This window comes from Paraburkholderia sediminicola, from assembly GCF_046026895.1.
GTDB lineage: Bacteria > Pseudomonadota > Gammaproteobacteria > Burkholderiales > Burkholderiaceae > Paraburkholderia > Paraburkholderia sediminicola_C.
Genome location: NZ_JAQQEU010000007.1, coordinates 50415 through 71139, shown reverse-complemented (window position 1 = coordinate 71139; position 20725 = coordinate 50415). Strand labels below are relative to the sequence as shown.

Here is a 20725-nt window from a genome sequence, read left to right as displayed (position 1 = left end):
ATTTCAGAAGCGCGATCCGCGAGAGCCGCTGGTGGGACTCGCCAGCGGAATCTCGCGAAGCGCGCTTGAAAAAGCGCTTCAGAGCGAGCCGTCCAACAGCCGCCGCACCAGCGGTCCGACGACCTGATAGTCCTGTTCGGCCTTGAGCCGGTACAGGCCCGGCTTCGGATGCGCGCCGTCGGACATCAGCGTCTGCCAGTCCGGCAAACGGCTGATGTAGGCGAACTGGTCGACGAGCGGCACCTGCTGTTCGGCGGCCACGCGGCGCGTCATCGCGACCATCGCGGCGAGCCGCGTGTTGAGCCGGTTGTCGGGCATCGGGTTCGAGGTCTGCAGAACCGGCTGCTTGCCGAGCGCGCGAGCGGTTTTCACGAGCGCTGTTTCGGCGGCGTAGAACTGTTCGGGCGTCTGGTTCTGCATCACTTCGTTGATGCCGTAGTTGATCAACACGGTCTGCGCGGGCGACGCCGCGAGGCGTTCCTGCCAGGGCAGACCGGCGCTCGGGCCGGCGCGGCGGTTGCCGGTGCCGTCGCGCAGTTGCGTGGCCATCGTGCCGCCCACGCCGAGGTTCGCGACGCGCACGCGATCGCCGTAATGCGCGTGCAAGTCCTCTTGCAGATAAGACACGGCGTTTTGCGGCTGCGGGCCGCAGTGGCCTTCGCTGCACGTGATGCCGAGCGTGGTCGAATCGCCGTATGCGTCGATCAGGATTTGCGTTTGTGCTCGCGGCTGCGGTGCTTGAGGTTTTTGCGCTGCATCGGCACGGACGGAGAACGCCGCAGGCGCTAGTGCGAACACAAGCGCGCTCATCAAGGCACCCACGAGCGGATTCACACGCACCCGCCCAAGCGCACGAGGCGCCGACGCCCCCGCGTTCACGCTTGCGCCGACCCATTCACGGCGGCTCATGCGCGGCTCTGCGGTGCTTGCCGCGCAGCGCGCGCCCCGGCGACACCGCCGCCTGGCGCATGCGCGTGCGTCTGCGCCTGCACCTTGCCGCGCGCGCCGAAGATCAACCGCTTCTCGAACGCGAACCACGTGATGCTCGCGTAGCCGAGCGTGATCGCGAGTGCGAGCGCCGCCGTCAGATAGCGGTTCAGATGCAGCGGCCACAGCATGTAAAGCACGCTCAGATGGATCAGGTAAATCGTGTAGCTGATGGTGCCGATATAGACCAGCACCGGATTGCACAGCAGCCGTTTGACAATGCCCTTGCTTTGCAGGGCGATGACCACGACCGAAGTACACAGCACCAACGAAACGCTATACAGCCCCGCGTTCGACAGCGGCGTATTGGCCGCGCGAAAACGCGGGAAGTGCAGATGCAGCCATGCGAGCACGGCCAGCGCGGCGAAAAAACCGAGCACCGCGAGCCCCTTGAACGGCTCAAGCGCGTCGCGGTCGCGCCGCACCGCGACCGCCAGCAGCGCGCCGGCCGCGAGCAGGTCCATGCGGAACGGCGTCAGGTAATAGATCGGCCAGAACGAATCGAACCACGGCGTGGCGACTGCGCGCAGCACCGGCACCAGCACGATCAGCGCGGCCGCCACGTAGCCGAGCAGACGCTCGGGCACCAGCAGGATCACGAACGGCCAGAAAATATAGAACTGCTCCTCGACGGCGAGCGACCACAGCACATTCAGGCTGTCGTGACCGCTCTGATTGAGCGCGTCGCCGATATTGGTCGCGAAGAACGTGTACCAGTACCAGTGCTGCGCCCACGCGAGGCCGAATAGCAGCGACGAGACCGCCATCAGCAGCGCATACGGCGGCAGGATGCGCCGTGCGCGGCGCGCGTAAAAGTAGCTGAAATACGGTAGCTGCCGTTCCTTGCGATCAAGCAGGATGCCGCTGATCAGAAAGCCGCTCAAAACAAAAAACAGATCGACGCCCATCCACAGCGGCGCCTTCAGCGCGTGCTGCGCGAAGACCGCGAGCACGGCGATGGCGCGCAGGCCGTCGAGCTGCACGATGCGGGAGTGGGTAGGCGCGAGGGGCAATGCGCTGGCTGTCATGAACCGTCCATGGTGTGAAGCGGATGGGTCGGGCGAAGCGTCGCGCGTGATTCCACACGGGACACGCGTGAGCGCTTCGCGTCGCAACGGAAGTGCAGTCGATTCTAGGGAAAAGAAAATCGCGAAAAAACGGTAATGAATGAGAGAAGTGAATCAGATTGAAACAGGGTGTTTCGTTATCCATTAGAAATGGATTTATATGCTTGTGCGTAGAGGTTTGCGTAATGCGTAATAACTGCCAGCATGAGGCTGCGGTCTCGGTAAAAATGGGTTAAAACGCGCCACGCGGGTGCATGGCAGGCTCGGCGCATTATGCGCTGTAACGCATTTTCAATTTAATTGATTTTTAAATAACTTTCTTTCGTCACGCTTAAAGCGTCGAATATTTTTGAATTATTTTCGATTTTCGTTGCGGCATTTTTCCCGCGTAATGTGAGCCGTGCGGATTGGCATGTCCGGGACCGTGCGTGGACAGCGCACGGCACGCGCCGGCAGGGATGCGTGGCGCGGCCACGACCATGCCGTGAAATGACGGCCCCGGCCACGAACATCGTCTCACCGTGCGGCAACGCATCCGTCCTTCCTGCACGACTCAGCCGCACGTTTTTCTTGCGTGGTTTCCGGTGGCCTTGCCCGCTACATCAATTTGAAATTACCGCGCGGGCTCGTGCCCGAGCGCGGCGCTGACTGGAGGATCTACCTTGTCCCGTTTCACGTTCAAAAGCTGGCTCGCCGTATCGGCGTGCGCCGCCGGACTGGCTGCGGGCTCAGTCAGTTTCACGGCCTGCGCGCAGACAGCGTTGAACGCGAAGACCTCGTGGATCGGCAACAGCTTCGGTTTCGGCGACGGCACCTGGGCACAGATCAACATCACTGCGATTGCGGTGGCGCCCGACGGCAAGGTGTACACCAACGCCCCTTGGGACGAGAGCGGCGCCGAAGCCAGCGTCTATCAGAACGGCAAGATGCTCGGCTTCGCGGGCGGCACGCATGGCTGGGGCAATAGCGGCGGCAACGCGATCGCGCTGAATCGCAAGTATGCGTTCGTGGCGATCGCGGTCGGCAACGAAAAGGGGCGGCTCGTCGAGCAGGGCGTGTGGCCGGAGAAGGGCAAGCAATGGTTCGGCATTTCGCGCCGCGAGATCGCCGATCCGAAACGCGCCGCGCCGTTCCAGCCGGCCGCGAAAAGCGCGGACCCGCACGCGCAACTGGCGGCGGGTTTCCTGATGATGAACGAAGTGCCGACCGGCACGAGCGCCGAAATCGGCGGCCTGGCGGCGAACGACACTACGCTGTACGCGTCGAACACCGCGCGCGATCGCATCGAGGTGTACGACGCCGAGTCGATGCAGAAGAAGGCCGCATGGAGCGTGCACGAACCCGGCCGCATCGCGCTCGCGCCCGACGGCTCGCTGTGGGTGCTGAGCGGCACGCGCAGCGATCGCGCGCCGCGCGTCGAGCACTACACGGCGACGGGCCAGCGCATCGACGAAAACTTCGCGCTGCCGCCGGACACGGTGGCGGTCGATCTCGCCATCGACGCGCAAGGCCGCATCCTGATCGCCGACAACGGCCCGCGCCAGCAGGTGCTGTTCTTCACGAAGAGCGATGGCCGCTACACGGAGTCCGGCACGCTCGGCGAGAAAGGCGGCATCTTCAGCGGCATCGCGGGCAAGCCGGGACCGCGGCGCTTTAACGGACTGACGGGCGTCGGCGTGGATGGGCGCGGCAACGTCTATGTGTCGACCAACGGCATCGGTCCGCGCTACGAGCCAATCGGCGCGGGCCTCGGCGCGACGCTGGAGAGCTATGCGCGCGACGGCAGACAGAACTGGCAGGTGCAGGGGCTGCTGTTCGTCGACGGCGCGTGGATCGATCCGTCGCGGCCGGACAGCGTCTATACCGGCAACAAGCGCTTCGAACTCGATCTGACGAAGCCCGCCGGACAGGACTGGAAATACGCGGGATTCCTGTCGAATCGCTTCAGATATCCCGACGACCCGGTCTTTCATACCGACCAGTATCCGGGCCTGCCGATCGCCCGCAAGCTGAAGGGCCGCACGTTCCTGTACCTGACGGACATGTATGCGGACCATCTGAAGATCTATCGCTTCGATCCGCAGCATGACGGCGAAACGGCGATTCCGTCGGGCTTCATCGCGGGCCGCGAGCGCGCGGTCGCGAAGGTGCCGAACGCGCCGCCGGGCGGCGACTGGATCTGGCGCGATACGAACGGCGACGGCCGCTTCAACAGCGACGAATTCACGCTCAACACGAGCGGCACGAAGCTCGCGGGCGGCTGGGGCTGGTGGGTCGATACCAACGGCGACATCTGGCGCACGCGCGACACCAAGGGCATCTACCGCTTCCGTTTCGGCGGGCTGGATGCGAAGGGCAATCCGGTCTATTCGTACTCGGACCTGACGCAGTACCCGGTGCCGCAACCGTTCTCCGAACTGCATCGGGCGATCTACGATCCCGCCACCGATTCGCTGTACGTGAGCGGCTATACGCCCGACACGCCAGTCGATCGCGGCTTCTGGAAAGAAGTGGGACGCGTGCTGGTGCGCTACGACAAATGGTCGAGCGGCAATCCGGTGCAGCGCTACGCGATCACGCTGCCGTGGCAGACGCAGAGCAAACCCATCGCGACGATCATCGGCCTGACCGTCGAGGGGCAATACATCTTCGGCGTCGAACCGGTCGGCGCGGTGCACGTGTGGGACAAGGACAGTGGCAAGGAACTGGGCGTGATCCGTCCGGGCCCGGAAGTGGGGCGTGCGTCGGGCTGGGTGGATGTGCCCAACGGCATCAGCGCGGCGAAGCGCGCGAACGGCGAGTACCTGGTGTTCGTCGAGGAAGACGCGCGCGGCAAGGTGCTGATGTATCGCTGGAAACCTTGATGAAGCGGGCGGCGTGAAGGCTTCATTCGCACTATTGCCAATTGAAGCAGAGCCCGGGCAACCCTAACGCAAAAGCAATCGCAAGCGAAACCGCAAACGCAAACGCAATCGCAATCGCAGTCAACCCCAAGGCATCCGATGGACAAAGGCATTCTCAGGAACGTAGCGATCAATTTCTTCGGGCTGGTGCTGCCGACCTTCGTCTCGCTCGTGACCGTGCCGTCGTATATCAAGCTGCTCGGCGTCGAGCGCTACGGCGTGATCAGTCTCGTGTGGACGCTGATCGGCTACTTCGGGATTCTCGATCTCGGCATGAGCATGGCCGCGCAGAACCACATCTCGAAGGCGCGCGCATCCGGTGACAAGGACGAAAGCGCGCGCGTGTTCTGGAGCGCGACGTGGCTCAATCTCGCGACCGGTGTGATCGGCGGCCTGATCATCTACTTCGGCGCGTTTCTCTACACCGCGTATTTCACCAAGGTGTCGCCCGAGCTTCAGCATGAGGTGTATATGGCGCTGCCGTGGCTCGCGGTGGCGATTCCGATCGCCAACGTGTCGTGGGTGTTCGCCGGCGCGATCAACGGCGCGGAACGCTTCGGCGTCTACAACACCAATCAGACGCTCGGCACCTTCCTGTTCCAGTTGCTGCCGCTCGGCGCCGCGCTGTGGCTGGGGGCGACGTTGCAGAACGTGCTCGCGGCGGCGGTGTTCGCGCGGATTCTGGCCGCGCTGCTGCTCGGCCGCTCCGCGTTGAAGGTGCTGGAAATCCGCCGGATTCTGCCGCCGCAGTTCGGCGTGGCGAAGGGGCTCTTCAACTTCGGCGGCTGGATGCTGATTGCCAGCATCACCACGATGGTGGCCGACTCGCTCGACCGCGTGATGCTCGGCACGAGCCTCGGCGCGCGTTTCGTCACGTACTACACGGTGCCGCAAAACCTCGTCACGCGTCTGAACATCGTGCCGACCGCGCTGGTGCGCACGCTGTTTCCGCGCTTGTCCGCGGTCGGCCGCGCGGATGCCGACACCATTACGCAGCAGTCGCTCGAATTTCTCAACGGCGTGTTCACGCCGGTCGCGCTGGTCGCGATGCTGGTGCTCGAACCGTTCCTGCATCTGTGGGTCGGCAATGAGATCGCCACGGTGGCGGCACCCGTGGGCCGCATCATGATCATCGCCGTGTGGCTGGTCGGTCAGGCGAACGTCACGCGGATTCTGATCCAGTCGCAGGTCAATCCGGCCACCGCCGCGCGCGTCGGCCTCGTCGAATTGCCGCTGTTTGCAGGGGCGTTGTGGCTCGGCATCACGCACTTCGGCCTGACCGGTGCGGCGGTGGCGGTGGCTGGCCGCGCGCTGTTCGACTACGCGGTGCTGCTGCACTTTTCGGCGATCCGCGCGCGCCAGATCGCGCTCGACATGCTCGCCCATCTCGCCTTCCTGCTCGCGAGCCTGTGGCTCGCGGGCTTCCTGCCGGGTCTCGCGCTGGCGATCGCCGCCGGCGTCCTGATGGTCGGCGCGAACATCGCCTGGTCGATCACGATGACTCCCGCCTTGCGCAATCTTGCGCGCTCACTGCTGTTGCGACTGAATCCGAGGAAAAGCGCATGAACCAGGAAGTCCTTGAAGAACCCGCGCTGCGACCCGCGACACGCAGCGCGCTGGCCGAACTCACGAGCGTGCCCGGCGTGCCGGCCACGCCGCGCCGCACGGCGTTGCGCGCCGGCAAGACCGTGCGCATCGCGATCGTGCATGACTGGCTCGTCACCTATGCGGGCGCGGAGAAAGTGCTCGAGCAGATCGTCGCGTGTTTTCCGGACGCCGACCTGTTCAGTCTTGTCGACTTTCTCGACGACCGCAGCTTCCTGCGCGGCAAGTCCGTGACGACCTCGTTCATCCAGAAGCTGCCGCTCGCGCGCAGCAAGTACCGCTCGTATCTGCCGTTGATGCCGCTCGCGATCGAGCAGCTCGACGTGTCCGCGTACGACGTGGTGATTTCCAGCAGCCACGCGGTGGCGAAGGGCATTCTGACCGGCCCCGACCAGGTGCATATCAGCTACGTGCATTCGCCGATCCGCTACGCGTGGGATCTGCAGCACCAGTACCTGCGGCAGTCGAAGCTGACCAACGGCCCGAAGTCGGCGCTCGCGCGGCTGATTCTGCATTACATCCGCAACTGGGATATCCGCACGTCGAACTCGGTGGATGGGTTCGTCGCGAACTCCGACTTCATCGCGCGGCGCATCAAGAAGGTCTATCAGCGCGACGCGCAGGTGATCTTTCCGCCGGTCGATATCGAAGCGTTTTCGCTGTGCACCGAGAAGGAAGACTTCTATCTGACCGCGTCGCGGATGGTGCCGTACAAGAAGATCGACCTGATCGTCGAAGCGTTCGCGCGCATGCCCGAGCGCAAGCTGGTCGTGATCGGCGACGGCCCCGACATGGAGAAGATCCGCGCGAAGGCGGGCCCGAACGTGGAGATCATGGGCTACCAGCCGTTCAAGGTGCTCAAGGACCGGATGAGCCGCGCGAAGGCCTTCGTGTTCGCCGCCGAGGAAGACTTCGGCATCTCGGTGGTCGAGGCGCAGGCGTGCGGCACGCCGGTGATCGCCTACGGCAAGGGCGGGGCGCTCGAAACCGTGCGCGATCTGTCGGAGCCGCGGCCCACCGGCATGTTCTTCGATGAGCAGGACGCCGAATCGATCATTGCGGCGGTGCGCCGTTTCGACGAGCACATCGCGCGCGTGTCGGCGGCGGATTGCCGGGCCAACGCCGAGCAGTTTTCCGCCGCGCATTTCCGCGAGCGCTTCTTCGCGCATGTGCGTGCTGCGGTGCCGGCGTTGCGCGCGGCGAAGCTGCCGCCCTACGTCCCGTACAAGGCGGGCGCGGCGGCCAGCGCGCCGCGCATTCTCGCCGTCGATCAGAGCGGCGTGCTGGGCGGCGCCGAGCTGTCGCTGCTGGAGATCGTCAAGGCGCTGCGCTCGCGTGTCGAGGTCGTGCTGTTCGACGACGGCCCGTTCCGCACCGCGCTGGCCGACGCCGGCGTCACGGTCGACGTGCTGGATGCCGGCGCGCTGCGCCATGTGCGCAAGCAGGGCGGCTCGTTGCCGAAGGGCCAGGCGCTCAAGGGTCTGCTGTCGCTCGTGCGCGCCACCGCGAAGCGCGCGCGCGCCGCCGACGTGATCTACGCGAACACCCAGCGCGCGATGGTGATCGGCGCGCTTGCCGGCAAGCTGGCGCGGCGTCCGGTGGTCTGGCATCTGCGCGACATCGTGAGCCCCGAGCATTTCGGCGGCAAGCAACTGGCGATCATCAAGTGGTGCGCGCGGCTCGGCCTCACACATGTGATCGCCAATTCGGCTGCGTCGGCGCGCGCGTTCACCGAGCTTGCGCAGTTCGAGGACAAGCGCGTCGAGGTGGTTTTCAACGGCATTTCGGCCGAGCCGTTCGACGCGTTGCGCACGGTGCCGCAAGCGACGTTGCGCGAGCGCCTGAACCTGCCGCGCGACGCGTTCCTGGTCGGTTCGTTCAGCCGCCTCGCGCGCTGGAAAGGGCAGCACGTGCTGCTCGAAGCGATGGTGCTAAATCCGCAGATGCACGCGGTGCTGGTGGGCGCGCCGCTGTTCGGCGAGGACCAGTACGAGAGCGAACTGCACGCGTTCGTCGCCGCGCACGATCTGGCCGACCGGGTGCATTTCCTCGGCTTCCAGCATGACATTCCGGCCTGCATGTGCGCGGTCGACGCGGTCGTCCATACGTCGATCACGCCGGAGCCGTTCGGCCGCGTGATCGTCGAAGGGATGCTCGCGCAGCGGCCGGTGGTGGCCGCGCGCGCGGGCGGCGTGCTGGAGATCATCGACGACCACGAAAACGGCATGCTGTGCACGCCGGGCGATGCGCACGGTCTGGCCGACACGCTCGCCGAATTGCGCTCGAACGACGAGCTGCGCAACAAGCTGGTCAGCAACGGCTATCAGACGGCGCTGAGCCGGTTCGGCACGGCGACCTATGTGGAGGGTGTCGCGCGGATTCTCAAGCGCGTGGCGCGGCGTTGAAAAGCGCCGGACAGCCTGGGGATGCAAGTGCACTCCTCAGACTGACCGGCGCGAGTTCGGCGCATACAGGTTTGACGCGTGGTTAGGCAAGGACACGGCCGTCCTTGTCGTTGGCGCAGCGGAGCGAAAGTCCCCGGACCTTCGCTCCGTTTTTTTTATCGCGAAGTGCTCATCGCGAAACCCGCGCGGTCTTGGGTTTGAAGCTGGCCGACCACTTCATCGCGGGCAATTCGACCAGCCGGTAGAACACATAGGCGGCCGGCACCGCCACCAGCATGTAGCCGAACGACGGCCAGATCGACATCTGCAGCGACGAGCGGAACAGCAGCGACGACAGCAGCACGAAGATCGGCAGATGGATCAGGTACAGCGAGAAGCTGAAGTCGCCGAAGCGGGACAGCACGCGCATCCCGAAGGTTTCGCGCCGCGCGCCGCTGGGACGTTCGAGCGCCTTGTACAGATAGAAAGCGAAGCCGAGCGCCCACAACTGGAACGCGCCGTACTGGCCGAAATGAAACGCCACGCAGCCAAGCGCGATGAAGCCCCCGGCCAGCACATACAGCCACAGCGACGAACCCGTTTGCGTCGTGCTGCGGGCCCTCGCATCCGCGATCCACGCGCCGAGCGTCCAGGAGAACCAGTACGACGTGAAGAACTGGATGTCGTGGCGTTCGAGCGCATACGCGGACACCACGTTGACCACCGCGACGAGCGCGAGCACGGGCGTCATGCCGATGCGCCGGCGCAGCGCGAACAGCAGCGGATAGATCGCGTAGAACTGCACTTCGAGCGACAGCGTCCACAGCGCGCCGTTCGAACCATACGTTTTGCCTGCCACCCCTTGCAGCGAAAACAGGTTGACGAGGAACGCGTGCAAGCCGATCTCGCGGATCTTGTGGCTCACCGGCGGCAATTGCAGGCTGAACCGGTCGAGCGCGAAAGTCAGCAGCAGCGCCGCCAGCAGCACCGGATAAATGCGGGTTAAGCGGCGCACCCAGAAATTCGCGGTGTCGAGCCGGTAACCGGGATTGCCGGCAAGACGCAGCGCGCCGCCGCGATGAATGCAATAGCCGCTGATCACGAAGAAAATCGGCACGCCCGCCGAGCCCCACGCAATCGGGAACGTCAGATAAGCGGCGATCGCGCTCAGACTGAACGCATGGCCCTCGCTCTGGTGAAAAGCCTGCATGCCGACCCAGGCGACCTGGCGGCAATGAAAATACGCGACCAGCAGCGCGGCGAAGCCTCGCATCGCGTCGATCACATGCTCCTTGCCGGCGCTGTCGGCGCGTGCTTCGTCTCGCATACGTGAAGCTTCGAGCGGGCGGGGCGGGGAGAGGGGCAGGGATGAGCCGGCGGCATCCAGTGCTGAGTCGCTCATGCGCGGTCCTTATTCTGAACGGAAAAAAAGCGGATTGCCGGGCGCCGTGCGCGCCCGCGATGCATCACATGCTAGAGCACGCAAGCCGCAAAAAAACGCTAAAAAATTGGCCTCCGCATTTGAATTGAATAATGACTTTGTGACGAATTGTAATTTCGCATAAGCAGATGCGGCATTGAATTATTTGCCGCTTTTGTCGTGCTAATTTAAAGCACGGATTTTCCTGACCAGAGGTGAAGTCATGAACCTGCATATACTCGCCGGCATCGCCGTGCTGCTGATCCTAGTCGCCGCCTCCGCGTACCGGGAGGCGCTGCGCAACGAGCCTATCCGCCGTTACCGGATGAATCCGGGCAAGCTGCCGCCCGTCGACGAAAACGACTGACGCGGGGGCGGCAGTGCCCGCGCCGCGCCACGATTCACACTGCCGATTTATAATCGCGGCAACTCTCGCCCTTTGCGGACCGGCAGCGGGGCCCGTAAAATTTTCGGAATTGCCGAAAAATAATTCAATTGGAATATGTCATTATTGCCTGTTATTTTCCACTATCTGGCATGGCGAAAGCGAATCGATTTTTTTAATTCGGCTGAGAGAAATTCGCGCGTGAAAGAAACGGGTTTTTTTGCTAGTCTTTGCGGCGATATCCAATAGTCACCCATTGGCCGCCAGGTCCGCGGACACACTAATTTCTAACCGATGTGGGAATGCCTACCATGCTGAAAGTCACCAAAGCCGTGTTTCCCGTAGCGGGCCTCGGGACACGATTCCTGCCGGCTACCAAAGCAAGTCCCAAGGAAATGCTGCCGATCGTCGACAAGCCGCTGATCCAGTACGCGGTCGAGGAAGCGATCGCCGCCGGCATCACCGAAATGATCTTCGTGACGGGCCGCAGCAAGCGCGCGATCGAAGATCATTTCGACAAGTCCTATGAGATCGAGGCCGAACTCGAGGCGCGCAACAAGCAGAAGCTGCTCGATCTGGTACGCAGCATCAAGCCCGCCAACGTGGACTGCTTCTACGTGCGCCAGGCCGAAGCGCTGGGTCTCGGCCATGCGGTCCTGTGCGCCGAGAAACTGGTGGGCGACAGCCCGTTCGCCGTGATTCTCGCCGACGACCTGCTGCACAGCTCGAAGCCGGTGATGAGCCAGCTCGTCGACACCTTCAACCACTATCACAGCTCGGTGATCGGCGTCGAAACCATCGCGCGCGAGGACAGCCGTTCGTACGGCGTGGTCGACGGCCGCGAGTGGGAAGACAATGTAATCAAGCTGTCGGGCATCGTCGAGAAGCCGGCGCCGGACAATGCGCCGTCGAACCTCGGCGTGGTCGGCCGCTATGTGCTGATGCCGACCATCTTCAAGCACATCCGCGCGTTGAAGCCGGGCGCGGGCGGCGAACTGCAGCTGACCGATGCGGTGCAATCGCTGCTGACCGAAGAACAGGTGCTCGCATATCGCTACTTCGGCACGCGTTTCGACTGCGGCAGCAAGCTCGGCTATCTGAAGGCGACGGTGGAGTTCGCGCTGCGCCATCCGGAAGTGAAGGCGGATTTCGAAGCGTATCTGCACGCGTATATGCAGAACAACGCGCAGGCTCAGTATACGGCTGAAGCGGCGTGAGGGATTGAGCGCGGCGCGCAGCCACAGCGTAGAGTTACCGCGCGAAAACCCCGCCTGAATAGAAACGGGCGCCGTATCACACACGGCGCCCGTTTTTTTGTTTCAACCGCTGCGCGCGTTCGTCACACGCGAAGCGGTCCGGCAAGAAGCAGCCTCAACCCTGCGTCTTCACTTCCAGCCGGAACTTGTGCAGCAACGGTTCCGTATAGCCACTCGGCTGCTGGCGGCCTTCGAACACCAGCGCCAGCGCGGCCTTGAACGCGATCGTGTCGAAGCCCGGCGCCATCGGCGTGTAGTTCGGGTCACCCGCGTTCTGTTCGTCCACCACCTGCGCCATCCGCTTGAACGTCTCTTCGACGAGTTCGCGCTTCACCACGCCGTGATGCAGCCAGTTGGCGATGTGCTGGCTCGAAATACGCAGCGTCGCGCGGTCTTCCATCAAGCCGACGTTATGAATGTCCGGCACCTTCGAGCAGCCGACACCCTGGTCGATCCAGCGCACCACGTAGCCGAGAATGCCTTGCGCGTTGTTGTCGATTTCGCTGCGGATCTCGTCGTCGCTCCACTTCGCGGATTCGACCACCGGAATCGTCAGCAGGCCGTCGAGCAATTCGTCGCGCACCTTCGCATAGTCGGTGCGCTCCAGGTCCTGCTGGACCGCCTGCACGTCGACCTGGTGATAGTGCAGCGCGTGCAGCGCCGCGGCGGTCGGCGAGGGCACCCATGCGGTGTTCGCGCCGGCCTTCGGATGCGCGATCTTCTGTTCGAGCATCGCGTGCATCAGGTCGGGCATCGCCCACATCCCCTTGCCGATCTGCGCGCGCCCGCGCAGGCCCGCGCTCAATCCGACCAGCACGTTGCTGCGCTCATACGCGGCAATCCAGGTGCTCGACTTCATGTCGCCCTTGCGCATCATCGGGCCGGCTTCCATCGCCGAGTGCATCTCGTCGCCGGTGCGGTCGAGGAAGCCCGTGTTGATGAACGCCACCCGCTCCGACGCTTCGGCGATACAGGCGAGCAGGTTCACGCTGGTGCGGCGCTCCTCGTCCATGATGCCCATCTTGATGGTGTTGCGCGGCAGCTTCAGCAGGTCTTCGACGCGCGCGAACAGTTCGCTCGCGAACGCGACTTCGGCCGGCCCGTGCATCTTCGGCTTGACGATGTAGATCGAGCCGGTGCGCGAATTCAACTGGTTCTTGCGGTCGCGCAGTGCGCACAACGTGGTGATCACCGCGTCGAGAATGCCTTCCGGAATCTCGTGACCGTCTTTAGTCAGCACCGCCGGGTTGGTCATCAGGTGGCCGACGTTGCGGATGAACAGCAGCGAGCGGCCATGCAGCACGACCGGCGCCGTGCCGTTCGCGGCGACATACACGCGGTCCTCGTTCAGTCGGCGCGTGAAGGTCTTGCCGTTCTTCGTGACCTCTTCGGTCAGATCGCCGTTCATCAGACCGAGCCAGTTGCGATAGAGCTGCACCTTGTCGTCGGCATCCACGGCCGCGACCGAGTCCTCGCAATCGATGATCGTGCTCACCGCCGCTTCGACCACCACGTCCTTCACATGGGCCGCATCCGTCTTGCCGATCGGATCGTTCGCGTCGATCTGGATCTCGAAGTGCAGGCCGTTGTGTTTGAACAGCACCGCGGACGGCGCGCTCTCGTCGCCCTGATAGCCGATGAATTGCGCGGGCGTTTGCAGCGCGCTCGTGCCGCTCTTCAGCGCGACGACCAGCTTGCCGTCCGCGACGCTGTAGCGCGTCGCGTCGGCATGCGAACCGTTTGCGAGCGGTGCGGCCTGATCGAGAAACTTGCGTGCGTAGGCGATCACCGCCGCGCCGCGCACCGGGTTGAACGCCTTCTGCTTTTCCGCGCCGTTGGCTTCGGGAATCGCGTCGGTGCCGTACAGCGCGTCGTACAGGCTGCCCCAGCGCGCGTTCGCCGCGTTCAGCGCATAGCGCTGGTTCGACAGCGGCACCACCAGTTGCGGGCCGGCCTGTTCGGCGATCTCGGTGTCCACGTGGTCGGTGGTGGCTTTGACGCGGCCCGGCGCCGGCACGATATAGCCGATGCTTTCGAGAAACGCGCGGTACGCGCGCAGATCCCGCACCGGCCCTGGATTGGCGCGATGCCAGTTGTCGAGTTCGGTTTGCAACCGGTCGCGCTCGGCGAGCAGCGCGCGATTTTTGGGCGCCAGCTCGTGCACGAGGGCGTCGAAGCCCGACCAGAATGCGGCGCTGTCGATTCCGGTGCCGGGCAGGGCTTCGGTTTCGACGAACTGGTCGAGATTGGCGGCGACCTGCAATCCGCCGCGCGGGTTCATCTGAGTCATCGACTGCTCCATCTGTCTGAATGGGACCGAGGAGGGGGCATCGGTCCGCGGGGTTGCAACGGTTTACTTGAATGGATAAGGGAGCGCCGTTGCGAACGGCATGCGGTCTTAAACGGCAAGCGCCGCGATGCCGGCCTTGGCGATCTGCGCGTCCTGATCCGACTTGACGCCCGACACGCCGACCGCGCCGACCACGTGGCCGTCGACGATCAGCGGCACGCCGCCTTCGAGCGTGCCTTGCAGCGGGGCGCTCAGGAATGCTGTGCGGCCGTTGTTGATCATGTCCTCGTAGACCTTGGTTTCGCGGCGGCCGATCGCCGCGGTGCGCGCCTTTTCGGTTGCGATATACGCGCTGGCCGGCGCGCTGCCGTCGAGGCGCAGCATGCCGAGCGGATGACCGCCGTCGTCGGCCACGACGATCGCGACGGCCCACTGATGCTTGCCGGCCTCCGCGCGGGCGGCTTCGAGGATGCGGGTCGTTTCGGCAATGGTCAACACGGGTTTGCTCAGCATGATGAATGTCCTGTCTCGGTTATGGTAAGGATGCTTCTACAAGTTCTATCCAGTGACGCACCGGCGTGCGCCCGGCGCTGTCCAGATGCGTCTGGCAGCCGATGTTGGCCGTGACGATCAGCTCCGGGTTGCCGCTCTCCAGCGCATCGAGCCGGTTGTTGCGCAGCCTCTGCGCAAGCTCGGGCTGGGTGATCGAATACGTGCCCGCCGATCCGCAGCACAGATGGGCATCGGGCACCGTCGTCAGATCGAAGCCGAGCCGTTGCAGGATCGATTCGACCGCGCCGCCCAGCTTCTGCGCATGCTGCAACGTGCAGGGGCAGTGAAACGCGATGCGCCGCTGCTTCTGCGCCGGCGGTTCGGCCGGCGATGCCGCTGGTGAATTCATTGCTGAATCCGCCTGTGAGTCCGTTTGCAAGCCGTCGAGCGGCTCGCGAGCCAGCACCTCGACGAGGTCCTGCGCCAGTTCGCTGACCCGCTGCGCTTTCGCCGCATAGCGCGGGTCGTCGCGCAACAGATGCCCGTATTCCTTGACGAACGCGCCACAGCCGCTCGCCGTTTGCACGACCGCTTCGGCGCCGGCCTCGATGGCGGGCCACCACGCGTCGATATTGCGCCGTGCGCGCGCGAGGCCGGCGTCCTGCGCGTTCAGATGATAATCGGTCGCGCCGCAGCAGCCGGCCCGCTCGGCATTCACGATGCTGATGCCGAGCCGGTCGAGCACGCGCGCCGCGGCCGCGTTGGTGTTCGGCGACAGCGCGGGTTGCACGCAGCCTTCCAGCATCAGCATGGTGCGCGGATGCCGCGGCGCCGGCCGCGCTTTCGGGCGGTCGCCCCGCTTGGGGATTTTACGTCCAAGCGCGGCCGGAAGAAACGGCCGCAGCGCGCGGCCGGTCTTCAGCAGCGCGTCGAACACCGCGGGATGCGGGATCGCGCGGCGCAAACCCTCGCGCAGCAGGCGTTCGGCGGCGGGCCGTGGCACTCGCCGCTCCAGTTCCGCGCGGCCGATGTCGAGCAGCGCATGATAGTTGACGCCGGACGGGCAGGTGGTTTCGCAGTTGCGGCAGGTCAGGCAGCGGTCCAGGTGCAGCTGGGTTTTCCGCGTGACCGGCTCGCCTTCGAGCATCTGCTTGATCAGATAGATGCGCCCGCGCGGACCGTCGAGTTCGTTGCCGAGCAATTGATAGGTCGGGCAGGTCGCGTTGCAGAACCCGCAGTGCACGCACGAGCGCAGGATCCGTTCGGCTTCGTCCGCGCGCGACAGGGTTTGGGCGGCATCGCTGAGGTTGGTTTGCATGCTGGTGTTCCCTTCGGTGGATCGCCTTCAGGTTTTCATAGCCCGGCATACAGGCGGCCGGGATTGAAGAGGCCGCGCGGATCGAGCTGCTGCTTCAGTTGCCGATGAAAGCGCAGCAACGCGGGCGGCAGCGGCGTGAACGGTTCGGCGTCCGGGTGCGGCGTGAAGCAGCTCGCGTGGCCGCCCGCCGCGTGCGCGATCCGGCGCAGCGTCGCGGCCGGCGCCTCGCTTTTCAGCCAGCGTTGCGCGCCGCCCCAATCGAGCAGCGTGGCACCTGGCAAGTCGAGCAGCGGCGACGCGTTCGGCAGCGACAGACGCCACAGCGGACGCGGGTCGTCGAAAAACGCCAGGCGGTGTTCGCGCAGGTCGTCCCAGAAACGCGGCTCCAACGGCTCGCCGCCAATCCGCTCCAGCGCCGACGCCACCGATCCCGCGCCGCCTTCGAGCCGCACATGCAGGCGCCCGTCGACATGACACGCGGCGCTCACCGGCAGCACCGCGCGCCGCCATGCCGACAGTTCGCGCAGCGCTTCTTGCGCGCCGAGTTCGAGCGACAGGCAGGCGGTTGCGCGCGGCTTGGGCAGCACCTTCAGCGACACTTCCGTGAGCAGCCCGAGGCAGCCGAAGCTGCCCGCGAGCAGACGCGACACGTCATAGCCGGCCACGTTCTTCATCACCTCGCCGCCGAAGCGCAGATGCTTCGCGTGGCCTGTGATCACGCGGCAGCCGAGCACCAGATCGCGCACCGAGCCGGACCACGGCCGGCGTGGTCCGGCGAGCCCCGCCGCCACCATGCCGCCGACGGTGGCCGCGTCACCAAAGGCCGGCGGCTCGCACGGCAGCATCTGCCCGGCGGCGTCGAGCGTGGCGGTCAGCTCCGCGAGCGGCGTGCCGGCGCGCGCGGTAATCACGAGTTCGGTCGGGTCGTAGCTGACCACGCCGCGATGCGAGCGCGTGTCGAGCAGCGCGCCTTGCACCGGACGGCCTAGAAACGCCTTGCTGTTGCCACCGCGAATCGCCAGCGGCGTGCCGCTCGCCAGTGCTTGCGAGACTTCGGCGACGAGCCGCTCGCTGTCGTCCATCGAGACGGGTTCGATGCGCATCAGAAACGCTCCAGTTCGGGAAAAGGCAACGCGCCGTGGTGAACGTGCATCGAGCCGAATTCGGCGCAACGGTGCAAGGTCGGCACGTTCTTGCCGGGATTGAGCAGGCCGGCGGGGTCGAACGCGGCTTTCAGCGCGTGGAAGAACGTCAGCTCGTCGCTGTTGAATTGCGCGCACATCTGGTTGATCTTTTCGCGGCCCACGCCATGCTCGCCGGTAATGCTGCCGCCCACCGCCACGCACAGTTCGAGGATGCGCGCGCCGAGCGCTTCGGCGCGCTCGGCTTCGCCGGGCGCATTCGCGTCGAACAGGATCAGCGGATGCATGTTGCCGTCGCCGGCATGAAACACGTTGGCGACCTTCAGCCCGTATTCGTTCGACAGCGCTTCGATGCCCTTGAGCACGCGCGGCAATTCGCGGCGCGGAATCGTGCCGTCCATGCAGTAGTAGTCGGGCGAGATGCGGCCCACCGCGCCGAACGCATTCTTGCGGCCGGCCCAGAAGCGCTGGCGTTCGGCTTCGTCTCGCGCGACGCGGATGTCGGTCGCGCCCGCCGCGCGCAGCAGCGCTTGAACACGCTCGACGTCTTCCTGCACGTCGCTCTCCACACCGTCGACTTCGCACAGCAGGATCGCCGCGGCATCGACCGGATAGCCCGCGTGGACGAAGTCTTCCGCCGCGCGGATCGCGAGGTTGTCCATCATTTCGAGGCCGCCCGGAATCACGCCCGCGCCGATGATCCGCGCGACCGCCGCGCCGGCCACTTCGACGTCGTCGAAACTGGCGAGCAGCACCTTCGCGATTGGCGGCTTCGTGAGCAGCTTAACCGTGACTTCGGTGACGATGCCGAGCATGCCTTCCGAGCCGGTGAACAGTGCCAGGTAATCGAAGCCGGGGGCGTCGAGCGCATCCGAGCCGAGTGTGATGCGCTCGCCGTCGATGGTGAGGATCTCGAGCTTGAGGATGTTGTTGACGGTCAGCCCGTACTTCAGGCAATGCACGCCGCCCGCGTTCTCCGCGACATTGCCGCCGATCGAACAGGCGATCTGCGAAGACGGGTCCGGCGCGTAGTACAGACCGTGCGGCGCGGCGGCCTGCGAGATCGCGAGGTTGCGCACGCCGGGTTGCACGCGCGCGGTGCAGGCTTCGGGGTCGACGTCGAGAATCCGGTTGAAGCGCGCCATCACCAGCAGAATGCCTTTGTCGAGCGGCAGCGCGCCGCCCGACAAACCGGTGCCGGCTCCACGCGCGACCACCGGAATCTTGTGCGCGTTCGCGTATTTCAGCAGCGCCTCGACCTGGTCGACCGCATCGGGCAGCGCGACCAGCATCGGCGTCGCGCGATAGGCGGCGAGCCCGTCGCATTCGAACGGCCGCAGGTCTTCCTGCTCGTGCAGCAGCTGCAAGCCGGGGATCAACGCCTGCAACTGCGCAACGACGGTGGCTTTGTCATGCGTCGCGAGCGGGCCGTCGATGGTCTCGTCGTAGTGATAGCTCATGGGGAATCTCCTGGCGTCGCGCGGGGGGAAATGCCCGTGGGTACGGGCGCGCGAACATGGCTCTGGCGGGATTGTTGCGGCTGGGCGCGCGGCTGTCGATGGCCGCGGCAAGTGGTCGTACCGGTTTTTGCGTGGGCGTTTTGTCTCGCGTTGCGGCCAAGTGCTTGCTGTACGAAGCGCAGGGGGCGCATCTCTCGACGCTACGTGCTAGCATTCCAAACTGGTCACACCAGTTGGGATACACGATGCAGACAGCGGAGCTGGACAACCCCCGGCAGGTCGCGGACGTGGTCGCCGAGCGGATCGAGCGGCTGATCGTCGACGGCGTGCTGAAAACCGGGCAGGCGCTGCCGTCCGAGCGGCGCCTCACCGACAAGCTCGGCGTGTCGCGCACCGCGCTGCGCGAAGGACTGAAGCTGTTGCGGGCGCGCGGCATCATCGAGACTTCGCATGGCAGGGGCTCGTTCGTCGCGAGCCTCACCTCGCCACCCGCGCTCTCGCCGCTGATGCATCTGCTCGGTTCGCAGCCGCGCACGCTCTACGATCTGTTCGAAGTGCGCGCGCTGCTGGAGGCCGAATCCGCGCGGCTCGCGGCATTGCGCGGCACGGCCGCCGACTTCGTGCTGATCACGCGCCGCTACGAGGAAATGCTCGCGGCGCACGGCGAGGAGACCAGCGCCTCGACGCACGCGCGGCTCGATCACGCGTTTCATCTGGCGATCTGCGAGGCCTCGCATAACCCCGTGCTCGTGCATACGCTGAGTTCGCTGACCGATCTGCTGCTGAGTTCCGTGTTCGCGTCGGTCAACAATCTCTATCACCGCGAGCCGCAAAAGCGCGTGATCGACCGTCAGCATGCGCGGCTCTATAACGCCGTCACCGGCAAGCTGCCCGAACAGGCGCGCAAGGCGGCGGCCGATCACATTGCGAGCGTGTGCGCGAATCTACGGGAAATCGAACAGGAAGAGCAGCGGCTCGTGCGGGCCACGTTGAGACTGGAAGGGTGGGAGTAGTGGCTTGACTGGCAGAGGTGACTAGTGGACTCGATTGGCGGCATTTACAATCGAGCCTCGTGCCCACATTCGAACGCGCCACGCGCCCGCACACCATGCCTACCATCAGCGAACTGTTCGTCTATCCGGTCAAATCCTGCGCGGGCATCGCGCTGCGCGAAGCGCGGCTGCTCGCAACCGGCCTCGAATACGATCGCAGCTGGATGGTCACCGATCCGGACGGCGCGATGTTCACGCAGCGCGCGTATCCGCGCATGGCGCTGATCAAGGTCGAGCTTGGCGCACAAGAGCTGGTGCTGCGCGCGCCCGGCATGCGCGAGTTGCGCACGCCGCTCGACGCCGCGCGGCTCGACGGCGCACGCAAGGTGCAGACCTCGGTGTGGCGCGACGCAGCCTACGGCATCGACACCGGCGAAGCAACCGCCGGCTGGTTTTCGACCTTTCTCGGCATGCCGGCGCGGCTCCTGCGCTTTAACCCCGAGCACGCGCGGATCGTCGATCCGGACTACACCAGCAGCACCGACGGTGCCACCACGCTGTTCGCCGACGGCTTCCCGCTGCTGGTGGCGGGCCAGGCATCGCTCGACGATCTGAACGCGCGACTGAACAGCAAAGGCGCGCCGTCGATTCCGATCGACCGGTTTCGTCCCAATGTCGTGCTGAGCGGGCTCGATGCGTTCGAAGAGGACTATGTGGAAACGCTCAGCATCGACGGCGACGCGCACGCGCAGCCGCGCGTGCAACTGCGGCTCGTCAAGCTATGCGCGCGTTGTCCGATGCCGACCATCGATCAGGCGAAGGGCGCGCCCGATCCCGAGTGGCCGAATGAACCGACCGACACGATGAGCGTCTATCGGGCGAAGCAGCAACTCGATGGCGTGCTCGCATTTGGCACGAATGCGCTGGTCGCGAGCGGCGCCGGAGCATGGCTGCGGGTCGGGCAGACGGTTGAAGCGGAACTGCGTTTCGGGGATTGATTCGACCGGCGCCTGTTTTTGCCAAT

The 20725-nt window shown here is 65.0% G+C and carries 15 protein-coding genes; 7 read left to right on the top strand and 8 right to left on the bottom strand.

From position 1 onward, the window contains the following. Positions 1-78: 78 nt before the first annotated feature. Together PQR02_RS07280 and PQR02_RS07275 are read right to left on the bottom strand one after the other, a co-directional pair. Entirely contained in the window at positions 79-810 is a 732-nt protein-coding gene (locus PQR02_RS07280; protein WP_408227922.1) for an SGNH/GDSL hydrolase family protein, read from the bottom strand. Positions 811-905: 95 nt separating this feature from the next. Continuing rightward, positions 906-2015 (bottom strand): acyltransferase family protein, encoded by a 1110-nt coding sequence (locus PQR02_RS07275; protein ID WP_408227631.1) that lies wholly within the window; start codon positions 2013-2015, stop codon positions 906-908. Positions 2016-2716: 701 nt separating this feature from the next. Here PQR02_RS07275 and PQR02_RS07270 point away from each other — a divergent pair. From PQR02_RS07270 to PQR02_RS07260, 3 genes are all read left to right on the top strand, one after another. Further along, positions 2717-4918, top strand: coding sequence for an NHL repeat-containing protein (locus tag PQR02_RS07270; RefSeq protein ID WP_408227628.1), 2202 nt, complete (start codon positions 2717-2719; stop codon positions 4916-4918). Positions 4919-5056: 138 nt separating this feature from the next. Further along, the gene (locus tag PQR02_RS07265) at positions 5057-6523 is read left to right on the top strand and encodes a flippase (RefSeq protein ID WP_408227625.1); all 1467 of its coding nucleotides are present in this window, start codon (positions 5057-5059) and stop codon (positions 6521-6523) included. Next, positions 6520-8967: a glycosyltransferase family 4 protein gene (locus PQR02_RS07260; protein ID WP_408227622.1), complete on the top strand. Its 2448-nt coding sequence runs from the start codon at positions 6520-6522 to the stop codon at positions 8965-8967. Before PQR02_RS07265 ends, PQR02_RS07260 begins: the two co-directional genes overlap by 4 nt. A gap of 169 nt (positions 8968-9136) precedes the next feature. Here PQR02_RS07260 and PQR02_RS07255 read toward each other — a convergent pair whose 3' ends face one another. Next, a complete protein-coding gene (locus PQR02_RS07255; RefSeq protein WP_408227619.1) occupies positions 9137-10348 on the bottom strand; it encodes an acyltransferase family protein in 1212 nt (403 codons plus the stop codon). A 241-nt stretch (positions 10349-10589) separates the two neighbouring features. On the opposite strand from PQR02_RS07255, the gene PQR02_RS07250 reads away from it, so the two are divergent. Together PQR02_RS07250 and galU are read left to right on the top strand one after the other, a co-directional pair. After that, positions 10590-10733, top strand: a complete 144-nt coding sequence (locus PQR02_RS07250) for a hypothetical protein (protein ID WP_408227616.1) — start codon at positions 10590-10592, stop codon at positions 10731-10733. Positions 10734-11062: 329 nt separating this feature from the next. Next, a complete protein-coding gene (gene galU, locus PQR02_RS07245) occupies positions 11063-11968 on the top strand; it encodes a UTP--glucose-1-phosphate uridylyltransferase GalU (RefSeq protein ID WP_408227613.1) in 906 nt (301 codons plus the stop codon). Between the two features lie 154 nt (positions 11969-12122). Here the strand turns inward: galU and PQR02_RS07240 are convergent, their stop codons facing one another. The 5 genes from PQR02_RS07240 to glcD form a co-directional block, all read right to left on the bottom strand. Then, complete coding sequence (locus tag PQR02_RS07240) at positions 12123-14297, bottom strand: malate synthase G (RefSeq protein WP_408227610.1); 2175 nt, start codon at positions 14295-14297, stop codon at positions 12123-12125. A 108-nt stretch (positions 14298-14405) separates the two neighbouring features. Beyond that, entirely contained in the window at positions 14406-14810 is a 405-nt protein-coding gene (locus PQR02_RS07235) for a heme-binding protein (protein WP_408227607.1), read from the bottom strand. 19 nt (positions 14811-14829) lie between these two features. Further along, entirely contained in the window at positions 14830-16107 is a 1278-nt protein-coding gene (gene glcF, locus PQR02_RS07230) for a glycolate oxidase subunit GlcF (RefSeq protein WP_408227604.1), read from the bottom strand. Between the two features lie 35 nt (positions 16108-16142). After that, on the bottom strand, positions 16143-17210 hold the full coding sequence (glcE, locus tag PQR02_RS07225) for a glycolate oxidase subunit GlcE (RefSeq protein ID WP_408227601.1): 1068 nt from the start codon (positions 17208-17210) through the stop codon (positions 16143-16145). After that, positions 17210-18709 carry a glycolate oxidase subunit GlcD gene (gene glcD, locus PQR02_RS07220; RefSeq protein ID WP_408227598.1) on the bottom strand — a complete coding sequence of 500 codons (1500 nt, stop codon included), beginning with the start codon at positions 18707-18709 and terminating at the stop codon, positions 17210-17212. Before glcD ends, glcE begins: the two co-directional genes overlap by 1 nt. Positions 18710-18954: 245 nt before the next feature. Between glcD and glcC the strand changes: the two genes are divergently transcribed. Together glcC and PQR02_RS07210 are read left to right on the top strand one after the other, a co-directional pair. Next, the gene (gene glcC, locus PQR02_RS07215; RefSeq protein ID WP_408227595.1) at positions 18955-19722 is read left to right on the top strand and encodes a transcriptional regulator GlcC; all 768 of its coding nucleotides are present in this window, start codon (positions 18955-18957) and stop codon (positions 19720-19722) included. 95 nt (positions 19723-19817) lie between these two features. Continuing rightward, positions 19818-20699: an MOSC domain-containing protein gene (locus PQR02_RS07210; RefSeq protein WP_408227592.1), complete on the top strand. Its 882-nt coding sequence runs from the start codon at positions 19818-19820 to the stop codon at positions 20697-20699. The last annotated feature ends 26 nt before the right edge of the window (positions 20700-20725 follow it).